The organism is Mucilaginibacter frigoritolerans, assembly GCF_007830615.1.
Classification (GTDB): Bacteria; Bacteroidota; Bacteroidia; order Sphingobacteriales; family Sphingobacteriaceae; genus Mucilaginibacter; species Mucilaginibacter frigoritolerans.
This window is the reverse complement of record NZ_VLLI01000001.1, coordinates 786924-808444: the sequence shown is the minus strand read 5'-3', so window position 1 is coordinate 808444 and position 21521 is coordinate 786924. Positions and strand designations below refer to the sequence as shown.

Here is a 21521-nt window from a genome sequence, read left to right as displayed (position 1 = left end):
TCAAAATACATAAGGTAATAGTAAATCCGGTGTCACTACTGTTAAAAATACCGGTAGTGGTATTTCTTGAATTTCAAAGTCCTTTTTAAACGACATGACCGAACGCATATCTGTTGAACTAAGTTTATTCGGGCCAAAAGGATGGCTGTGCCATTCGCCTACATAACCTAACTGGCCACCTGTATTTTGAGTAATTTCCAACACCTGTTCTGGTAAATCTTCAATTCCCCTTAAAAAATAAACGTCAGTCGAGGCGCTGTCTGCCGGCTCCGTAATGATATCCATAACGTGGATCGTATGTGTACTGTAGTTTACAGAGCCAATCAACACCCCACCTGTTTCGTTTGGCATTTTCAGACCCATTTGACTTTTCATCGTATCGATTACGGTTTTCATATAACGAATTTCCCATATACTTTCGTTGACAGTATGGTATAACACAAATGGTTTAATGGAAATAAAATCGGTTTGGATCAGCGGCAATCCTTCCTGCCCAACACGACTTAAAAATATTTTACCGGAGTGTTCTGTATTTTCCATCTCCTTTTTTATAACTATACTGGCATAACTGGCATGCAGGGAAATAAGGTCATCAGCAATTACGGTTGTTTCAGAATTACAGCCGACCCCAATATTCAGTTCAACGTCTTTCGATTGGGATTGGTCAGCCTCCCGGTTTAACCAGTCAGTTACCCAAGGATTACTTTTATAGGCAGCAACAACGCTGATCTGCAGGTCATCGATCCGTGGATTACGGTTAGCACCCTCAAGCATAGTTACGCCCATCTGGCCATGATCAGAAATTAAAACCCTACAAATATTAGGGCTAGTTAATTTATCAGCTTTAACCAGGGTATTAAAAAAGCTTTCAGATGCGGTAAAATCAAAAATCCATTTGAAACCGTTACTAACTTCATCCGACATGGTTGGGTCGATATGTGAAGAAAGACCAGTCATTAAAATGGAGTTCGCCGGATATAATTTTTTGATTTCTTCAGCTAAAGCCTCTGCTTTATTTCTACCAATGTGGTCGGCAAATAAAGCGTGCCTTGCTAAATTGTGTGCGGATAGCTTTTCCTTATCAATCACAATAAAATTCACGTAGCCACTGCGGCCCAGGTGTGAAAGTATCTTCGATCCCAAGGCACCGCAACCAACAGCCAGATTAATACCCGGTGGAATAAATTCTACTCCGGAAATTTTTTGCGCCAGTTGAAGGGTGAGCGGCTGGTTATGGATATATTGAAGCACGGCGACCTCCTCATTCAACTTCCCTCCGGCTTTATCTGCATCCTCTACAACAATAACATGGTTAGAAAATTCGATTGAGCTACTGAAGCCAATAACCTGTGCCGGCCTTTTGATACCGATCACTACAACGATACCTCTAAAATGACTGCGGTCATCAACAGCAATGTACCTGCCTAAAGATTCTAAATCTATCCCATATTTAGCAGCATAGGTTACTAATTGCTGCCAATTATTGGGTGCCTCAATCTGATAGGTTGCAATATTTTCCTCTGAAGCACTCCAAGCAATATAACCAATATGATAATGGGTGGTTTTGACACCATCGTCTTCCTTTTTAAATGCATCGGCTAATAGTTTTATTGTATCTGCGGCGTTTTCTGCACTGACTATCTTGTGAACCTGATAAGTGCTACTTGATGTTCTTTTGAAAATGGCCATGGCAAAATTTGCTTCACCGGGCAACGATTGATTTTTTTGAACCAATGCCGCAAATTGGTCATAGTCATAAACCAGTTTCCCTGAATAAGCTTCATAACGCATCGGGTCGAACCGGCCCCCATTAAGGGTAAGCTCACCGTTTGCTGCATCGCGAAGCCAGTTGCCAATTCTTATGATCAGGTCCTGCGGCTTCTTTTTGGCATACCAGTCGGCCATATCGCCGCGCACCAGGCAAAAAGCAGGCGTTTTTCCTTTGACAGCTACATACAGGTGGGCCAAAGCGTCCTTTGGAAAATCCAGGCGGTCAGTCTTTACTATTGGCGGTACCGACGGATAATTTTTAACGTCGAAAAGAATAAGGACCGGTTCTTCCGGGCGAATATCAATGTCCTGAAAGTTGCCTAAAGGGGGTAGTTCAACTTTGATCTTAACCGAAATTGCAATTAACTCATCGGAATATTGCCTTAATACAAGTTTCCTTAGCCCTAAAAATTTGCCAATGGCAACTAAAGAACCCCGCGTTGCGGGGTTCTTCAACTCTTCCGTAACAATCGGAAGCGAAGCACTATATAACTTTGCTGCCATAGGATGATACAGAATTAATTACACTTGTACCTGCCATACCGGCGTTCCGGTTAGAGCCTTCGGCTACTTTAGGCTTCATAGGACCTTGGTTGGATACTTCGAATATGATAGGCTGGGGAGTTTTTCCCTTGACGTCATACACTTCAGTATTGAGGAAATTGGCTTCACCTACTTTATTGACATACTGCTGTTTTGCCTGGTAGTGGGGCGGGTTATCATCGTTATTCTTAATTGTTTTGCTGGAAGCGATAACGCGTGCGCCCGTTCTGGCATAGCTCAGAATTGATATTGAGCTGGCAACAGGTTTCGGGTTTTCGCCTTGGGGCGTGTCGTTAAAAAACGTCCACGAACAATGGTGCGGTGATAAAAACAAATCCCAGGAAAGGGCCTGCTCTTTGGCATCATTACCATGTTTTTTGGTTTGTTCCAAAATGTTCTTAAAAGCATAGTGGTCAGCATCGCCGCCGAACATGGCCAAACAAGTAAACTTGCTGCGGTCTAATGGGTGTATAAACCGGGCCTGGAAAACGATACTGCAATGATTTTTTTCCGCATCATTTTGCATTAACTGCTTTTTATACGGCGAATGGATGAAAATGGAGAAATCTGTGCGGGTTTTATTGTTAAAACGGGTAATAACTTGCCCCGGAACATAACGTACGGTATTCAGCGTGCTTAACTCCTCGCTGCCATTATCCCCAATAATAACGATCCGATTACCTGCAATATCTTTATCGGGATGGTTATCATTATGTAATTTGATTCTGCGTTTTGCTTCCCTGCGAAAGGCTTTCGCATCGTCATTAGTGCCTTTTTCAAGCGCCAGCGGTGAAAACCATAGTACATCAACACGAATCTTTTCATTACGTGCGTCAGTATCACCGTAGTTCTTTGGGTCGCCCAGGTAAAAGTTATTTTCAAAGCCCAAACAATGATCTTCGTCACCATGGGTCAATATGAAAATGTCGGTAAAAAGTATCTTACCGTCTTTTTTTAATGATTTAACCAGGTCGGCCTTCACATCGAACATAGTAGGATCACTGGTCCCTTTTGAACTTTCACATATATTACAGTCGATAATAAATGTTGTACCGTCCAAAAGTGTAATTAACCCGGTGTCACCATTGCGAACAGGATAATACTTAATACTTGAATTAGCCACAGCACACCTCACTTCCTGATAAAGCAGTGATACCATTAAAAAACATAAACGTTACTTTCGGCGATAGGGTGCGCAAAACAGCTCCCGGCCGGCTTGTATAGCCATTGGTTAACAATTTTCTCATTTTTAGTTATTATGAGTTTAAGAATAGCCGGGCCATGATTAGTAACCCGGCATTAATTGTTGATCCAGAAATAAGGCTATATGTGAGAGATAATGTTAAAAAGATTTTGGTAGTCTAAACTTTTTATACATTTTTGGCGTTAAATACTACACAAACACGGATAGCAGGATGTTGCGGTTAAATACCGCCTTCTGAATCTGAACATCCTAAAAGTCTGGAGGGCGGGAATCCTTCAGGCTTTTTCTTTTTTATAAAGAACGAATCGATTTTCTCCGACTATTATTATGCCACTGAAACAGTTTTGTAACAATTTGGTAAAAAATCTATATAAACAAACATTAATGCCAGCATGTCAGTTCTTTTTTTTAAAGCCTGTCACTAGTTGGGCTGACAAAAAGTCCATTTTTGCTAATTTAATTAGTTTAAAAAATGGCTATTAATTAAAAATTTGCTTAATACCTGCAATTATACAAAAAATTAACGTATTTTTAAAATAATTTTACCGACATTTGCAATAATTAACATACCTTATGATTATCCAATTTACGGTGGGGAACTTTCGATCATTTCACGAAAGGCAAACAATTAATTTCAGACCAACTGGCTTAGTTTCTGAAAATAAAGAGGTTGACAAGTGCAATATATTGAGTACCAAAGACGGTCCGTTGTTGAAAATACTTGGGGTTTATGGGGCTAATGCAAGTGGTAAATCCAACCTTATTAAAGCATTAGCGTTTTTTAAGGAATTTATCGCGAATTCATTGACCTTTGAAAATTTTCTTTCCAGTGAATACAATCCATTTAAACTATCACAAAGCTTACTTGATAATTCTGAATATTTTCAAATCATTTTGCTAATCAAAGGCAAAAAATACAGGTACGGTTTTTCTATTGACGATAAAGCTCACATCCAGTCAGAATGGTTATTTGGTCCGGCAGATAAAAACGAAACTTTTTATTTTACACGCAAAGGATCAAAAATCGAAGTAAACGATGAAAGGTTTAAAGAAGGCACGCAGTTACCCTATTCACGGTTAAGAGCAGACGCCTTATTTCTGACGTTTTGCTCTTCCTATGATGGTAATATTTCAGGGCGAATAAAGGACTATTTGACCGAGCAAGTTATCATTGAAAATACATCTGCACGTAGTTTATTCTATTCTTCTACATTCAGCAGGTCAAGAACAAATCGCCTTTTAAAAACGGGTAATAAAGATATTGTATTAAGATGGTTAGCCGAGGCTGGTCTCAATTTTAATGATATTGAGCTGAGGGAGCTTGCTTCTTCGAATACGCGGTTAAGAAACTATATATTGTTAACTAAAAACATATACAATGAAAGCGGAGAAATAGTTGATAAAGTAACTATGGATTTGGATGCCGATGAATCTGAAGGCACCAAAAAATTCTACAATTATATTGGAGATCTTTCTGAATTATTTTCCCGCGGCGGTTTATACGTATCCGATGAAATCGACAATAACTTCCACCCGTCATTGCTCTTGAAATTAATTAAGCTTTTTCAAAATAAATCAGTAAACAGTGCCGGCGCCCAATTACTTTTTACCAGCCATGATGTCAACTTGATGGATCCGGAAATAATGAGAAGAGATCAGTTTTATTTTACGGAAAAAACAGTTACAGATTCAACCAAGCTATTCTCATTGGCGGATTTAAAAGGGATTAGAAATAATGCCGATTTCGCACGTCAATATTTGGCTGGATACTACGGCGCGTTACCCAAATTAGGAACATTTTTAGAAGAAGAATCGATCTAACGTTATGCCAGAACAGTGGGAACTTGATACAAATGATGCCCGTAGCGCAGATCAGATAACTAACTATATCATTTTTTGTGAAGATGAGGTTTCCGAACCTTATTATTTCAGTTCATTTCAGGTTAGCGATATTTTGCGAATTAATGCGATACCCAATCAAAAGCAAAGTAAATTAAATCTTGATAATACAATTGCTCATTGTAAAAGCAATGGGTTGATTGAATTTAAGAAAGATAGTTACCAGGTAAAAGAACCTCGCAATGAAAACATCTGGTGTGTTTATGACCGGGACATGGAGCATGAAGTCTTTGCGCAAATACGTCAATCGCAACACGTTGCGTTTGATACAGCGATAGTAGCAGCAAATAACGCCGGAATTAATGTAGCCTGGAGCAACGACGCATTTGAATTATGGGTATTGCTGCATTTTGAAACTGTCCCGACTGAAAACATGTTACATCGTACTTATTTTTATAATAGGCTAACCGAAATATTTAAATCACTACATCCTGACTCTGAAGAGTACCAACGAGTAGCTTCCAATCCTAATTTTGAATATAAATCAACGTTAAAAAAAAGAAGTTTATTTATACGTTTTGTATTGCCGATTTTACGTGCAAACACCGAAACAGCAATGGCAAACGCGATTGAACTTGAAAATAACTTTAATAATGACACGGAATTTCACCTCCGAAATCCCTGTACAATGGTTCATCATCTAGTGGAAAAGTTACTTCCGTTTCAAACTAATATACTTTAATTAAGCCATCGTAACACTTCGGAGAACACGCTTATCGGCGGCTTAAATGTTTCTGTTGTCCACAATTTAAAGCGCTTACAATTTGGTGTATTTTGAACTTGAATTATCCAAAAAATTAGCGTAACCATTAGTCATTGTTTAAGGTATTTTCGATACGCTCATTTCACACAATATATCATAACTACATAACAGTCAAATACTTAAAAATATAATCTCCGCAGGATTCAGAATCCTCAGGCTCCACTAACAAATCGACAAAAATGCCCTTTCTAAAATAGATAAGGGCATTTTTAGTTAAATTAATATTCTTACGCCTTATCTAGCACATATCAAATTCCATTGAAATCCAAGAAGCTATCTTTGTATAATGGTCATTTTTCCGATTTAACTTTACCAAACGTTTCTAATTCGACAAACTTGGAATTGAAGAGATCTGTAGGTATTTTTCGTTGCAATAGGTAGAAAAAGTTCTCATCATGCGTTGACAAGATGATTTGCTTATCAAAATTAACGACAATACTCCGCAATAAATCGATTGTGGACAAGATATTGATGCTATCCATGGATTGAATGGGGTCATCTATAAAGATACAATCTATGGCATTACCTGCCTCATCGTGCGCATTCAGGGCTTTTGCCAAGAAAATGCTCAGGCTAAGGATATTCATCTGGGCTGTGCTGAAATACAGGTTAGGAATCAGGTGAATATCTTCATTGCCGGTGGTGACGAATACATTCAGCTTAGGCTTATCCCCATGGAAATCGCATTTGAATTTGATCTTTTTATATTCCGGATGGGGATCGACCTTTTTATACAATTGATTGATCAGGTCTTCATAGAAAAAGGACTCAATCTGAAGATTGATAAATGCCGAAAGTTTGTCTTTTTCGGTCACTAAGGAAACCCCAACTACTTCTTTTTGCTGCAGGATCGACTTTTCAAGATTGGCGATAAGCAATTCCGTGGCTTTAAATTTTAAGTAAGGAAGAACATTGTTTTTATAATCCTCCAATTTTTCAAAATTTGCCAATAGCGATTCGACATCGTTGATCTTTTGCCGAGCCTCCGTTTGAGCCGTATCGAAGTGCTCGTCCAGGATATCCTGCGTGTCGACGTTGGGAATGTTGGAAAAATGTTGATTTAGAAAACGTTCGAAGGCATCAGTGACTTCTTTGTTGACTGTGATCGAATCGCGCAAGTCTTTGATATCGCCGTCGAGGCTGAGCACATTTTGCTGACTTAAAGTATCGGCTAAAACTTTTATACGACTCTGCAACTCTTTTTCCTCCGTACGATAGTTCGTGAGCACGCGGTTCAAATTGAGCAGCAAGTCATTAAAATAGTCGGCCGTAACATTCTCGTCTAAGCCATTTCGCCTAATGTAGTTGTCCAATAGCAAGTAGTCTTCTGACGCGCGGTAGGCTTTGATACCCGACTCAAGTGTGGTTAAAGTTTTATTCCAGGCTTCAATAAATGCTTTGAGCTCATTGGATGCTTTAGTTTGTTCATCGATCTTTTTATTGGTCTGCTCAACATCTGAATTCTTTTGCGTAATATTATCGCTGATCTTTTTTTGATATTCGGAGATAGTTACTCCTTCCGTTTTAACAAAAATATCTCTGATCCGGGTCTCAGTTTTTTCCAGGGCATTTCGAAGATTGGTGAGCTCGAGCGATAAGCGGGTTTTTTCTAGGTTGAGATCTTTGAATTCAGTACGATTGGCCAGCAATTGCTCATTTTTCAATTTAAGCATTTCGGATCTGGCGGCTGCGACATCATCCACAGCGGCTGTTATTTGACCGGTCAGGTCGTTTTTTCTAGTGAGCTTTTCCTGAACCAACACGTCCAGCAATGGGTTATTTAAAACCCGCTGAGACAATTCTTCAAAGTTATCATATTCATGCAGGCATACAGGGCAGGTTGGTGATTGCGTCTTATTGATATAACCGGATGTGATGGTAATAATTTGTTTAAGTTCATTGTTCAGTACATTGCTCTGGCTAATTTCTTCTTCGATCTTTTTCAGCGTTGTGTTGAGTTCTTTTAGTTTTTGGTTTTCCAGATCGATATTGGCAATAAATGCGGAAAAAGCGCTATCCTTTTTTAGGGCTTCGGAGAAGTTATTCTTACCGATCTCTCTTATATCTGATTCAAATGCTGCCTGGGCTTCTGTCAGTACTTGTATTTTTTGATCAATTGTGGCTATCTTGGCGGTTTCGTTTTTGATCTGATCACGCAAACGGGTTGCTTCCCGCTCACTGCTTTCCGATGTTTCTTTTAAGCCTTCTATTTCGCTTTGCTTTTGGCTCAGATTATATAAACTGGTGTTTGCGCTGTTCAGCTGGGCATTTAAGGAATTGAACTGTTTGGTGATATCTGCGAGTTGAATTTCCTGCCGGGCGATAAGGTCACGCTGGTTCTTGATTTCTTCCTGCTGTCCCGCTATGCTGGACAATGCCCTGGTAAATGCGGGTAATTTATCGATCAATTCTTGCGTTTTCTTAATTTCAGCAGTTGTCTTGTTGATTTCCAACGCTTTATTCGACAGCTCATTATTGAGTTTGGTCTGTTGTTCGAAAACGCTTTTAAAACGCTCGAGTTCGGCCATCTTACCTTGTTCCGATCTGATCCGGCTACGCAGGATGAGGAAATCGACAATTTTGGATTGATTGGACTCCAGTACTGTTAACAGTTCCGCCGTTGCCTCTTTTTGATGATTGACAACGATTTTGCGGTCAGAGATATGGTTGGAAAAAGTGATAAAATCCTGTTCGGTATACGTTGGCAGGACCTGGTTCATCTGTTCTCCTTGCGCAGCCAAGTCGTTTATCTTTTGATTGACTTTTTCCAAGATCTGGTTATCGGTATCTAGCGGTAACTCCTGTCGAAGTCTATCTAGTTCGGCTTCCAGTCCCGATATCTTTTGGTCGTTGGCCCTGATCAGGCACAAGATATTGGTAAAATAACGGTCCAGTTCTTTGTCGCCGAAAAAATCCATGAATTTTTTGTAGCGTTGATGCGGGTCATCTTCTTTTAAGAAAGCATCGATATTATCCTGTGATAGAATGACATCGCGGAAGTAAATATTTTGGGTTGCCTTTTCATTAAACAAATAGTCCGAACTGTCTTTTCTGGGCAATTCTTCTAACTCTTCACCTGTAATGTTCGGGAAGCCTTGCAAATCCAGTTTAACAAAGCTGGCACGTTCCGGCGGACTATTTTTATTCCTCAGGATATAGTGCGGACTTTTTTGTGGAGCCAGTTCGTACTTTAATTGCTTCTCATCGTGAGCATAAGCTTTATTAATATCCTGCCGGGTAAAACGGTAGATATTTTTGGTTACGCCCCATTCCACCGCGTCGTAGAATGAAGTCTTGCCAAAGCCGTTTGGGGCATAAAGCGAAACAAAATCAGCGACTCGGCCATCTTTTAAACTAAAATCGAAAGTGCCGTCTTTGACTTCATCATAGGCCCTGAAGGCTTGGATTTCAACTTTTCTTATTTTCATCTGTTAACTTGGCTTCTATTTGTTCCAGTACATCCTGAGTATCCTTCAAATTGCCCTTACCTGGCTTTAGCGTAACCTTTTTGAGCAAATCCCAGGCTATACCGCTTGAGTCGTAAGTGGAGGCGGCGTTTCTCGCCTTGGATACGTCTGCGGAAAAGTTGAGATCTTTGTTTGTGATATGTGTCCGAATGATATGATCCAGAGTCAGATCATTGATGGTTTCGCTGAAATTGTCCAATATGATTTTCCTGCTGGAAAACCGGTCATTTTCGATCTTGTATTTCAGGCTGATGCTGATCAGTGTTTTGCAGAGATAGCATACGTAAATATTCCATTTAGTGAATTGATCGGTTAGGCTGGCCTGATAATACGCGGCGATCATCCCCGAAATTTTATCCCATTCTTTTTCCAATCCGGCTTCATTGTCAAACCAAAGCGTAAAGAGCGAAATATCACCCTGGTAAGGAACGGATTGAAGCGATATGAACTGCTCCGGGTATTCCGCCTTTAAAATATCAATTATTCGCTGCTGGAGCAAAGAGTCTGTTGAATTCATCTTGTAATTTAATCACTAATTGGTCTTCATTGAGTGCGCAAAAATCTGTATAATCCATGGCTTTATTGATAATCCCATGCTCCTGGAATGCATGTAAATGAATAAGCTGATAACTCGCCAATGGATGGGCTATGCCTTCATCAATCTGCATCTGGCTTTTTAGCGGCTCCCTTGCGCGGACAATATTATCTATTATGCCAGCGGGTATGATCGATTGCCGCGGTACCGAATCGGTTGCAATAATGACCTTCCCCCCTTTTTTCAGACCGCGGAAGTCTGATTTCACGATATTTGACATATCTTTTGCCCAATCTTCCTTCGTGCCGGAAAACATTAGTCGGTATTCACAGAACATTTGCTCCATATTTTCGGCAAGGACCTGCTCCTCCTTTATAAAACGAAGAATGATTAGAAATTCAAGCCACGCGATCCATATCGCTTTTTGATCGAGCAGGTTTTCATGCTGATTATGTATGAGCAAACGGGCTTGAAAATGGTCTTTGATCACTACCGGTGTTAAGTCGCTGGCTACGATACGGGTCGTCATGTCCTGTAAGTAAGCGCGGGTATAAGCGACATTGGTTTCAAAAAAACCTGCATCCAGCTTGAGCACGCATTCTTTTAAGTGTGAAAAGCAGCCCATAAATGCAGGGTACAGTGGTGATAGTTTACTAGGATAAGATTTAACCAACTGGTCGAACGCACTAATTGGGCAGAACTCTATAGCACCCAGCGACTCATCAACTGCTTCCGCCATTTGGCTTTGAATGCCTGCTAAAAGGAAAATATTGTCTTTAACGATTCCAATAGCGCCGCCGGATTGCCCGCTAATTTCATCAATGTTCGGATTTCCTGCGATGTTTGCTTCTCTTAAGTGGTTGTTTTTTAAGGTTTGAAGCGTAATGGGCTCGTTGACCCTGAAGCTGTTGCTCAAATCTATCGAAGTATACTGCCCTCTCCGCTTTGCGGGGTAGCCGACCAGCATATACCCATTGCGTTCTATATTGCCGGGTGTCCGGAACACCTGATCAAATCCATCCAAACGGGCAATTTTAAGGATCGCGATATCGACTTGCTCGTCAGCAAAGTAATTCTCATCAGCTTTGAGTTCAAATGGTATTTTTTCAGCTCTCCAACTATCACCATTATATTCATAGCGAATTAATTGATTTACCGTGTTGTCGGCTTTTTCGATGACATGCTTTGCGGTCAGAATATAGGTATGTTTGATATCGGAAGCTTGATAGATCACCCCGCTGCCACCATTAATAATCACGATATATCGTCTGAGTTCTTCTAACTCCATTTCTTAAACTTTAGGTAATTGGTCTATTGGTAAGGACTTGAATGTAGGAAAATCTTCTTTGTCCTTTGCTGTAAAGATACGTCCGATCAAATCAGGATAATTAAAATAAATGTGACAATTAGGATGACAATAGATTAAGCGGGCTAAAAACTGTTTGTGCGGGTGGTTATGTCTAGTTGCGTCGGTACTGATCACAAAGTGCCTGGCTGAAATCATTTGCAGCATCAAACGGCTGTTATTGGCCAGGCTGCCATGATGCGAAATCTTTACAAATTCCGGCTTTATCGGATTTTTAGCGCTATAGCCGAAATATTGTAGCCCTTTGATCAACACTGATGGAAAAGCATCCCCTAAAAACAGGTATTTTTTTCCATGGAAAGTTAAGATAAATGCGAGTGAACTGCCATTATGGACAGCAGCATCTTCTTTATATTGAAGGTCACTGATCGCCAAATCCTGTTGATATAGTTTGGCTAAAGGTTCAAAATGATCCAGTCGTTTCGTGGTCTGCACCGAATCAGGTTTTTCCTCCTGCCACTTGTCGAGCAGTCCTTCCAACTGCTGCTCACCAGGCGATAAAAATTGGAAGTTTAATCCTTGAAATGTGTGCTCCATTTCATGTAGCAAGACTTTTTTATCCCATAAGTCGTGATCGGTGATGTATTTTTCAAAAGTAACGCCCTCACCAATACTGGTTTCTCTACCTAAATCGGATGTGAGTATGATTTCAGGCGGCGGCGCAGCGGTAGACTTTAAATACGATTTGATGGTATTCCCTGAATTAAACCAGACCTCACCTATCATTTCATAAGCCAAGGGATCTTTTTCGATCCAGCGCACCAAACCGCCAATATGGTCCTGGTCAACATGTGTGAGGATGACCAGATCAAACTTTTGCTTAGCAGTCCGGAGATCGCGAATGAGCTGCTTTAAAGTGCCATCGACTATTTTGCCTTTCTTGTCATAACTAAGGTAGGTCTGTGGCATTCCACCGTCGATAAGCACATTTTTTATTTGCCCTTCGTGGTTAGTGAAGTTAATGTGTATCGCATCGCCATTATTTGCCGGTAAGAAAGTAAAATTCATGATTTGGTTTGGTTAGGTAAACCTATAGATATTTTAATGTATTAACAAATGCTTTCTTCTGGAATATCCATTCGATCCGATATCACATCACGCATCTTTTTTTTTGCAAAAAACACCTCGTTAGAATTAGAGCAATTTAGAATATTTCATACATAGAAATTTAAGCGATCTACCTAACCTAAAAGTGTTCAATAATTATTCATGATCTTCAAAATTTAAAACGAATAAACAGTTTAAATCTCTTGAGGGTTCGAATCCTTTGGGATTTTTTGCAGCGGAGACAAATTCCGGTGTCAGCCAATTTATTTTCACAACTATTTGGATTATAGATAGTTAATTTTTATTTTTGAGCATAGCGATTGCAGCTATCAAAGTGAATCAAAAAGCGGTGAGTAGTTCGGTGAGTAAGAATAAATAACCGCCATAAAATATTGATTAACAATTGATTGAAAAGGTAAAATAAATCCCTAGCTCTCCGCTGAAACAGAACGTTTATTGAAAGAACAGGAAACAGCTATACCAAAAAAAATTTATAACAACTTTCGCATATTGTCTTTAACTAACTAGTTAAATTTCCACTTTGCTGTCCTTTACAGGACACTATGGAACCATTTCAATTCGAAAATATCCCTGAAGTACTTCGCTTACTATTCGAAAAAGTTGAGCAACTGGAGATCCTAATTAGAAACTCAGTACCCAAGATAGATGAAAACAGTAGCCCTATGTCAATCGAGGAAGCTGCTGAATTTTTAAATACGACCGTGCCCGCATTGTATTCTAAAGTCAGCAGGAAAGAAATACCTGCCAACAAACCAGGAAAGAACCTTTATTTTTATAAAGGTGAACTTAACGAGTGGGTACGGTCTGGAAAACAAAAAACTGTTACTGAAATCAATGCCGATTCAAAATCACGCTCGAAAAAATTCAAGAAGCCTTTTGAATATCAATGAAACTAAACCATCTCTAAGTTTAGCCTAATTCTTCCTGAAGCCTCCACCTTTTTCTTGTCAGAGATTTTCGCGTAAATAGTTGTCGTCTTAATTGATTTATGCCCGAGCATTTTGGAAACAGTATAGATATCAACTCCCATATCAAGTAACAAAGTAGCATAAGTATGCCTAAAACTATGAAAGGTGATATTTTTTGTTATGCCTGCCTTTGCTAACCATTTTCTAAAAAAGAGCTGCAGATTGGAATATCTTAAATTTTTGAATACAAATTCCTCCGGCTCACCTCTCTGTCTCATCAATTCGACTGCTTGATCAGAAATAGGTAACACCTCTGCTCCTTCTGTCTTTTCTTGTATAAATTGCAGGTTATATTTCCCTTCAGTCCCCCTAACGTCTTTCCACTTCAATCCTTTTACATCAGAAAACCTCAATCCAGTTAAACCGGAAAAGATTGCAGCCCTTTTAATAAGGTCTGATGGAGCCGGTGTTGAAGCAAGCAATTGGAATTCTTCAATGGTTAAACGCTCACGATGGGTTTCTTTCAGAGAAATCGGATCAACGATTTCATAAAGATCTATTGGAATAAAACCGCGCTTGTACGCTAATTTTAGGACAGACCTAAATTTAGCAAAGTAGTTAACGGCAGTGTTTCTCGTGATTGCCTTGCCCCTTCTGCTAATCCCAGGCCCTCCCAACATAAAGTGCTTATAATCTTCGCAAAGAAAATCCGTCAATTCATTAAAACGAAAGTCATGTCCAGCAAATGCAACAAAATATCTGAACGACATGGCACAATTATCACTTTCTGATTTTTGCCTTTTTCCTATATACTCAGCAAAAAAATCGATGAAGCTGGAATCCTTTGTATCATCCGAAATAAACCCGTATTTCCTATTTTGAATATCAAGTTGGCGTTGTGCTCTTAAAACTTCGGCTAACTTTCGAGTTTCTGAATTATGCTTTGTTTCCAACTTGTCCGCGGGTTTGTCATAGGTATAAACCTCCAGAAACTCAAACCTTTTTGGCTTCCCGGTTTTAGGATCCCTAAGTGGTGGAGAATAGTCTAACAGGATGCTGTGCTTTCCATTCGCCAAGGGCCGTTGTCTTATTGTTACTCTCGGCATAATTTAAACTGTTAAACAAAATATCTTATCCAAGTCCGATTTGGCCACATAAGTGTACCACCCTGCCTGGAATTTCGAAATATGGTTTCTTTTAATCAGTTCATATAGTGCTTTTTCAGAGATGTTAAACTTTTCTTGAGCTTCAGCCATATGATAGCATTCAACAATTTCAGGTTTAAGGCTAATATTTGTGCTATCTATTTCAGGCAAGGCAAATAGATTGTCTATCTCTTTTCGATAGACCGTAGTTTTCCTTTTAGACAGATTGACCGCTTTTAGCCTGCCCGATCTAATCATCGAATAGATAATCTTCTGGGAAGCCCCTAGAAGCTTTGCAGCAAGCCTTACACTTAAAAACTCAGTGGCTTTAAGATCATCTGACGGTTTATCTAGAATACTTTTCACTACCTCATCCATAGCCGCCATTTTGACACCACGAATGCGCTGTTTGAAATTCCGCTTATTGCAAAGCTTGCCACAGAAACGAGTGACTGTAGTTTTTGCTTCAAATACATTACCGCATTGCTCACACAATCTTTTTACCGTAAAATTCGAACTCATAATTTGACTGATTTACTTAAAATTTGTCATCTTATTAGTCCAAAACTGGCCTAAAAACCTAAAAAATAATCAGTGGTAATCTCTCCTGTTAAGGGTAATTAAGGAGCTATAAGAGTCAATAAGGGTAGTTAAGAGACTTAATTCCCCCCACTTAATTTTACTGATATAAATTTGGTTTTTGAGTTACATTTGAGTAACAAAACGCAGTCAAATATGGAGAAACATTGAGGAATAACGACAATGCGAAAAGTTGTAACTTATTAACAATAAGCTATTTAATATTCAATACTTGTCAAATTTATGCGTTATTTGGCGGGTCTATTTCCCGATACAAAACTTACTGAAAATATTTTCCAGCAGATCATCCGTGCTAACCACACCGGTAATCTCACCTAAATAGTGCAGTGCCTGCTTGATATCCATTGATAAAAAATCAGAAGTTACCGTATCCATACCGTTGAGTACCCTTGATAGTGCTTCTTCTGTTTTTTGCAGTGCTTCCAGGTGACGGATATTGGTTACTAGCGTTTCGTCGCCGGTTAATTTGTCCTTTATGGCGGCGTGGTAAATTTTGTTCTTCAGATCGTCAATATGGAACTTTTCTTTGGCCGATATTACTACTTCCTTCTGAGTATGTGGTAAGGCAGCTATTTCTTCGTTGTTTAAAAGATCAATTTTGTTTGCTACCACCATCATGGTGATGCCTGGATCTTTCAGGCTTTCAATATCCTGATTAAGTTCATCAAGAGTGATTTGAGATGCATCATAAACATAAATCAACAGGGCCGACTGGCTGATCTTTTCCATTGTTCGCTGTACTCCTATCTGCTCTATTGTGTCAGTCGCTTCGCGAATTCCGGCTGTGTCAATTAGCCTGAAATTGATACCGTGAATGTTCAAGACCTCCTCTATAGTATCACGGGTTGTTCCGGGGATGTGGCTAACAATAGCACGTTCTTCGTTCAACAATGCGTTCAACAACGTTGATTTCCCGGCATTAGGGCGGCCAGCTATAACGGTGTTTACCCCTTGTTTAATGGCATTGCCTAACTCAAATGAATTGATTAGGTTTATTATGACTTTGTTTATTTGCAGGATCAAATTTTTAAGCTGATCGCGGTTGGCAAATTCTACATCTTCCTCGGCAAAATCAAGTTCCAATTCTATGAGTGAAGCAAATTGTACCAATTGATCACGCAGGGTTTGAAGCTGGTTGCTGAAGCCTCCTCTAAGCTGTTGCAAAGCAACCTGCTGAGATGCTTTTGAATTAGATGCAATCAAATCAGCTACAGCCTCAGCTTGCGAAAGGTCAAGCTGTCCGTTTAAAAATGCCCGAAGTGTGAACTCTCCTGCCTTTGCCGAACGTGCACCTTTTTTTATCAACAGTTTAATAATGCTCTCAATAATATATGCAGAACCATGGCAACTAATTTCAACAACATTCTCACGTGTGTATGATCGTGGCGCAACGAACAACGACATTAAAACCTCATCCAAAATAACATCGCCATCAACAATATTACCAAAGTGGATAGTGTGTGATGCCTGTTGGGTTAAATCTTTACCCTTGAAAACACTGTTGGCAATGGTAATGGCATCCGGTCCGGAAAGGCGGATAATTCCTAAAGCCCCAATTCCGTTCGGGGTAGCAAGGGCAACGATGGTTTCACTATTTGTCATTGGGTCATTTAGTCATTGGATCATTGTTTTTATTCACCAATAAACTTTCAATGCAAAAGTCGCTATTTAAGCCCAATCTTCCTAAATCATCTTTTTGTCATATATAAACCATAACAAACTATGCTCTATAAACTATCTATTTCACGCTAAAAATCCTACCTTCGCCACTAACTATGGTAACCTTTTTTGAAGCTTCGCTCGATACTATTTCCGTGCATCATGTTGGCAATCAAGCCCTAAATGAACTATATTCATTATCCGATCATCCGATCATATTAAAAGACGATATTATTCCTAATTTATTAATGCAGTACTTTTTAAAACCCTTTGAAAAGGCTAATGAAGTTTATCATTTAACCCATAGCAGTGGCGATTTAAACCTTAATGAATTACATCATTTTGCCACGCAGGTGTTTGATGATAAGGAAAAATTCCACGAAGCATCAAAACAAATCGCCAAGCATTTGTTCAAGGTTGCCAATCATCCTAACATAAAAGGTGGTGAACTGTATGTAGTGTATTTTAACCAGGTGCAGATTGAAGGTAACCCGTTGGATGCCATCGGAATCTTTAAATCAGAAAACAAGGAAACCTACCTTAAAGTCTATCCTGACACTGGCGGTTTCCAGGTAGATTATGAACAGGATGCCATCAATATTAATAAGCTTGATAAAGGCGTATTGATTTTTAATATTGAAAAAGAAAACGGATATAAAGTAGTTGTGGTTGATAAAACAAATGGCGGACAAGATGCTGCCATTTACTGGAAAGATCAATTTTTGCAACTTAAAATCCGTAACGATAGTTTTAACCAGACCAGTAACACACTGGGTATCTACAAAAACTTTGTTACCCAAAAACTGGACGACGAGTTTGAAATGAGCAAGGCTGATAAAATAGACCTGCTGAATCGTAGCATGAAGTATTTCAAGGAAAAGGACACTTTTGATATGGACGAGTTTACCGGTGAGGTGATTGGCAATGAGAAAGCTATAGAATCGTTCAAAAACTTTAAGAGCCAGTACGAACAGGAGTTCGACAGTCCTATTGCCAATACTTTCGAAATTTCAGACAATGCGGTAAAGAAACAGGCCCGTGTATACAAAAGCGTACTAAAGCTTGATAAAAACTTTCACATATATATCCATGGTGATAATAAGTTAATAGAAAAAGGCTTTGACGATGATAAACACATGAACTATTACAAGGTTTATTTTAAAGAAGAGGCATAGTCAGCATTCATCGTTCCGTCAAATTCTAAAACTTGCAAAAAAACAAAGCAAAAACGTAACCTCCTGTTTATTAAAATATTATTTAATACTTTTAATGCATGAAAAACACCTGGTTGTTACTTAGCCTTTGCCTATATTGTTTGTTTGCCAATGCTCAGCAAGCCTCCAAATACACCTATCAGCAGTTAAAAGAATACCAGGGCGTTTATCATTATATCAATAGTAGTACATTGCAAATGGCCGCATCGCCAAAGGATACTGTTTTGTATGCAATTGTTGCACAGGCAAGGTATGCATTACATCCCGCCGGTAAAGACTCCTTTTTGAATAACGCTCATCAACCTATTAAATTTTTGCGGAACACGTCTAATAAAATCGTAGCTTATACTTACAATAACCAAACTTTTGCGCTCATTAATGGCGATATAAAAATATCTGATAAGATGTGGTATCCACGGTTAGGTGTCAACCCTGATACCTATCAATATCATCAGCCTGCCATACTCCATGATGGACTAACTACCGGAAGCATAACCTCATCTGGATTAGACAGCGCATTATTAAATAATATGGTGCGCAAAATTATAGCTGGCGATTATCCAAACGTGCACAGTGTGTTGATTATAAAAGATGGTAAGCTGATATTTGAGGAGTATTTTTACGAATACACAGCCGACAGCCTGCAATCACAACGGTCGGCCTCAAAGAGTGTGGTGTCCGCTCTTACAGGAATTGCCATTGATAAAGGGTTGATAAAAAGTGTGAACGACAGGATGTTATCCTACTTCCCCAGCTATCACCCCGCTAATGATTCACCATTAAAAGAGGCCATCACTATTGATAACTTGCTAAGTAACCAAAGTGGCGTAAGTTATGATGAAGCTTATAACAAAGCAGCCGGTGACGAAACCACCATGGGCTATACCAACGATTGGATAAAATACACTTTCGATTTACCGATGCTTGACACGCCAGGCAAGGTGGGACGCTATAACTCAGGTAATCCGATAACCATGGGCCGTATTATTGAAATTGCGTCAGGCTATCCTATTGCTTATTTTGTAGAGAAAAACCTATTTGGCCCGTTAGGAATAACTCATTTCAAATGGCGCTTTAAACCTGATAAAACGGAATCAGAAGATTTTTGCCAGGTTTACCTGCGCCCCCGGGACATGGCCAAATTTGGCTTTCTTTATCTAAACAACGGCGTTTGGAATGGCAAACAGGTGATACCTGCCAGTTGGGTGGCTGCCTCAACCATTAAACACTCCGTAGTACAAGGGGTTGATTACGGTTACTTGTGGTGGCTCAAATATTTTGACGTTAACGGCAAACGTTTCTATACAGTAGGAGCGCAAGGCAACGGCGGTCAAAAAATTTACATTTTCAAACAACAAAACATGGTGGTGGTAATTACCGGCGGCAATTTCAATAGCCAATCTCCATCAGACAAGCTGATAAAAACCTACATTTTACCACCGTTAGCTAAGTAGACTGTTTAGGCTTCTTTGAACCTATGTTAATATTAACGTCAATGATAAAGCTTTTTCTTTCCTCTTTTATCTTCTCACCTTCCATCGAAATCAACAAATAAAAATTTTATTTGGAATTTACAATGATAACATCCTATCTTTGAAACAAAATTTGGTAGCAATACCAATGATCATTACCTCTCACCCAGGTTTTGATTTATAAAGAAGCGGCGAGAGATCAGGCTCAATGACCCGCTGGCAACCCTTCAATGTTGAAGAAGGTGCCAATTCCTGTCCCGGCAAATAACCCCGGGGAATATAAATTAACAACCATGAAAAGTCTGATTAATTACATTCTGCAAAACATTTTTAAGGCACAACCTACTTATATACCTGTGTATTGTTACAGCTATGCTGGCAACCATATGTGTATGCGTTGCTGTTGCTGAGCCTTAACACGTTTTAATTTTTCCATTTCCTGAAAAATACGTGTATGCTCACACAACGTGATCGTTTATATCCCTTGTTGTGACTGTCTTAATCCAAATCATCAAAAAACAATTATAAAAGAATTCTTAAATCCTATGTCAACTGAAAACCTGAAATTCGAAACCCTTCAATTACATGCCGGTCATGAAATTGATGCTACCGGCTCACGTGCCGTTCCACTGTATCAAACTACCAGCTATGTATTTAAAAATGCAGAGCATGGCGCCAATCTTTTTGCACTAAAAGAATTTGGCAACATCTATACCCGTTTAATGAACCCCACTACCGATGTTTTTGAAAAACGTATCGCTGCCCTTGAAGGTGGTGTAGCTGCTTTGGCAACAGCATCAGGTCAAGCGGCACAGTTTATCGCCTTAAATAATATTTTGCAGGTCGGTGATAATTTTGTGACCTCTCCTTTCCTATATGGCGGTACTTATAACCAGTTTAAAGTTGCTTTTAAGCGTTTAGGGATCGATGCCCGTTTCGCTAAAGATGATACTGCAGAAAACCTTGAAAAACTAATTGACAATAAAACCAAGGCTATTTACCTGGAAACTATTGGCAATCCGGGCTTTAACATTGCCGATTTTGATAAGGTAGCTGCCCTGGCTAAAAAACATGATCTGCCTTTAATAGTTGACAACACTTTTGGCGCTGGCGGTTACCTGTTCCGTCCGCTGGAGCATGGAGCCCATGTTGTGGTTGAATCAACGACCAAATGGATTGGCGGACATGGTACCAGCATTGGCGGTGCCATTATTGATGGCGGTAACTATAACTGGGGCAATGGTAAGTTCCCGCAGTTTACGGAGCCATCCGAAGGTTATCACGGTTTGGTATTTGCTGATGTATTTGGTATTGGCGGTCCGTTTGGCAATATCCAGTTCATTATCCGTGCCCGCGTAGAGGGTTTGAGAGATTTCGGCCCGTCACAATCGCCATTCAATTCGTGGTTAAACATTCAGGGGTTAGAAACTTTGTCATTACGTGTACAACGCCATGTGGACAATGCGCTTGAACTGGCTAAATGGCTGGAGCAGCATCCATTGGTTGATAAGGTAAATTATCCGGGATTACCTTCATCCCCACAACATACATTAGCGAAAAAATATTTAAAAAATGGCTTTGGTGCTGTGTTAACCTTCGAAGTTAAGGGCGGAAAAGAAAATGCAGGCAGCATAATTGATAACCTGAAACTGGTAAGTCACCTGGCTAATGTGGGCGATACCAAAACACTTATCATCCAGCCATCGGCAACCACGCATCAGCAATTATCAGATGAAGAGCAACTTGCAGCGGGTGTATTACCAAACTCCCTTCGTGTAGCTGTAGGCATTGAACACATTGACGATATTAAAGCTGATTTTGCCCAGGCATTTGCCAAAGTAGCTGAATTAGTTTAAGGTCTGAAGACCCAAAAAGCCGGAAGACCTGAGAGACCTTCCGGCTTAAAAA

At 39.6% G+C, this 21521-nt stretch carries 16 protein-coding genes and 1 riboswitch; of the genes, 6 read left to right on the top strand and 10 right to left on the bottom strand.

Annotated features, from left to right (window positions below; genetic code table 11):
• Genes JN11_RS03310 through JN11_RS24820 form a run of 3 tightly spaced genes read right to left on the bottom strand, consistent with a single transcriptional unit; the run spans position 1 to position 3560 of the window.
• Entirely contained in the window at positions 1–2274 is a 2274-nt protein-coding gene (locus JN11_RS03310; protein WP_144909588.1) for a ThiF family adenylyltransferase, read from the bottom strand.
• Positions 2255–3472 (bottom strand): ComEC/Rec2 family competence protein, encoded by a 1218-nt coding sequence (locus JN11_RS03305; RefSeq protein WP_144909586.1) that lies wholly within the window; start codon positions 3470–3472, stop codon positions 2255–2257. The genes JN11_RS03310 and JN11_RS03305 overlap by 20 nt, the downstream gene beginning before the upstream one ends.
• Positions 3429–3560 (bottom strand): hypothetical protein, encoded by a 132-nt coding sequence (locus tag JN11_RS24820; protein ID WP_262713253.1) that lies wholly within the window; start codon positions 3558–3560, stop codon positions 3429–3431. The genes JN11_RS03305 and JN11_RS24820 overlap by 44 nt, the downstream gene beginning before the upstream one ends.
• A gap of 530 nt (positions 3561–4090) precedes the next feature.
• Here JN11_RS24820 and JN11_RS03300 point away from each other — a divergent pair.
• Positions 4091–5338 (top strand): AAA family ATPase, encoded by a 1248-nt coding sequence (locus tag JN11_RS03300; RefSeq protein WP_144909584.1) that lies wholly within the window; start codon positions 4091–4093, stop codon positions 5336–5338.
• Between the two features lie 4 nt (positions 5339–5342).
• The gene (locus tag JN11_RS03295) at positions 5343–6098 is read left to right on the top strand and encodes an RloB family protein (protein ID WP_144909582.1); all 756 of its coding nucleotides are present in this window, start codon (positions 5343–5345) and stop codon (positions 6096–6098) included.
• Between the two features lie 371 nt (positions 6099–6469).
• On the opposite strand, the gene JN11_RS03290 is transcribed toward JN11_RS03295, so the two are convergent.
• From JN11_RS03290 to JN11_RS03275, 4 genes are read right to left on the bottom strand one after another with little or no spacing between them, the layout of a single operon-like run.
• Positions 6470–9607, bottom strand: coding sequence for an AAA family ATPase (locus JN11_RS03290; RefSeq protein WP_144909580.1), 3138 nt, complete (start codon positions 9605–9607; stop codon positions 6470–6472).
• Entirely contained in the window at positions 9588–10163 is a 576-nt protein-coding gene (locus tag JN11_RS03285; RefSeq protein WP_144909578.1) for an ABC-three component system middle component 1, read from the bottom strand. Before JN11_RS03285 ends, JN11_RS03290 begins: the two co-directional genes overlap by 20 nt.
• Positions 10123–11469 (bottom strand): ABC-three component system protein, encoded by a 1347-nt coding sequence (locus tag JN11_RS03280; protein ID WP_144909576.1) that lies wholly within the window; start codon positions 11467–11469, stop codon positions 10123–10125. Before JN11_RS03280 ends, JN11_RS03285 begins: the two co-directional genes overlap by 41 nt.
• A gap of 3 nt (positions 11470–11472) precedes the next feature.
• On the bottom strand, positions 11473–12555 hold the full coding sequence (locus JN11_RS03275; RefSeq protein WP_144909574.1) for a ComEC/Rec2 family competence protein: 1083 nt from the start codon (positions 12553–12555) through the stop codon (positions 11473–11475).
• 602 nt (positions 12556–13157) lie between these two features.
• On the opposite strand from JN11_RS03275, the gene JN11_RS03270 reads away from it, so the two are divergent.
• Positions 13158–13505, top strand: a complete 348-nt coding sequence (locus JN11_RS03270) for a helix-turn-helix domain-containing protein (protein WP_144909573.1) — start codon at positions 13158–13160, stop codon at positions 13503–13505.
• Between the two features lie 2 nt (positions 13506–13507).
• Here JN11_RS03270 and JN11_RS03265 read toward each other — a convergent pair whose 3' ends face one another.
• The 3 genes from JN11_RS03265 to mnmE all read right to left on the bottom strand — a co-directional run bounded on the left by JN11_RS03265 (position 13508) and on the right by mnmE (position 16870).
• Entirely contained in the window at positions 13508–14629 is a 1122-nt protein-coding gene (locus tag JN11_RS03265; RefSeq protein ID WP_144909571.1) for a tyrosine-type recombinase/integrase, read from the bottom strand.
• Between the two features lie 3 nt (positions 14630–14632).
• On the bottom strand, positions 14633–15190 hold the full coding sequence (locus JN11_RS03260) for a helix-turn-helix domain-containing protein (RefSeq protein WP_144909570.1): 558 nt from the start codon (positions 15188–15190) through the stop codon (positions 14633–14635).
• 318 nt (positions 15191–15508) lie between these two features.
• The gene (gene mnmE, locus JN11_RS03255) at positions 15509–16870 is read right to left on the bottom strand and encodes a tRNA uridine-5-carboxymethylaminomethyl(34) synthesis GTPase MnmE (protein ID WP_144909568.1); all 1362 of its coding nucleotides are present in this window, start codon (positions 16868–16870) and stop codon (positions 15509–15511) included.
• Between the two features lie 173 nt (positions 16871–17043).
• Between mnmE and JN11_RS03250 the strand changes: the two genes are divergently transcribed.
• The 3 genes from JN11_RS03250 (at position 17044) to JN11_RS03240 (ending at position 21469) form a co-directional block, all read left to right on the top strand.
• A complete protein-coding gene (locus tag JN11_RS03250) occupies positions 17044–18102 on the top strand; it encodes a nucleoid-associated protein (RefSeq protein ID WP_144909566.1) in 1059 nt (352 codons plus the stop codon).
• A gap of 98 nt (positions 18103–18200) precedes the next feature.
• The gene (locus tag JN11_RS03245; RefSeq protein WP_144909564.1) at positions 18201–19595 is read left to right on the top strand and encodes a serine hydrolase domain-containing protein; all 1395 of its coding nucleotides are present in this window, start codon (positions 18201–18203) and stop codon (positions 19593–19595) included.
• Between the two features lie 193 nt (positions 19596–19788).
• Positions 19789–19899: riboswitch (SAM riboswitch) on the top strand.
• Positions 19900–20158: 259 nt separating this feature from the next.
• On the top strand, positions 20159–21469 hold the full coding sequence (locus JN11_RS03240) for an O-acetylhomoserine aminocarboxypropyltransferase/cysteine synthase family protein (protein ID WP_144909562.1): 1311 nt from the start codon (positions 20159–20161) through the stop codon (positions 21467–21469).
• Positions 21470–21521: the final 52 nt, after the last annotated feature.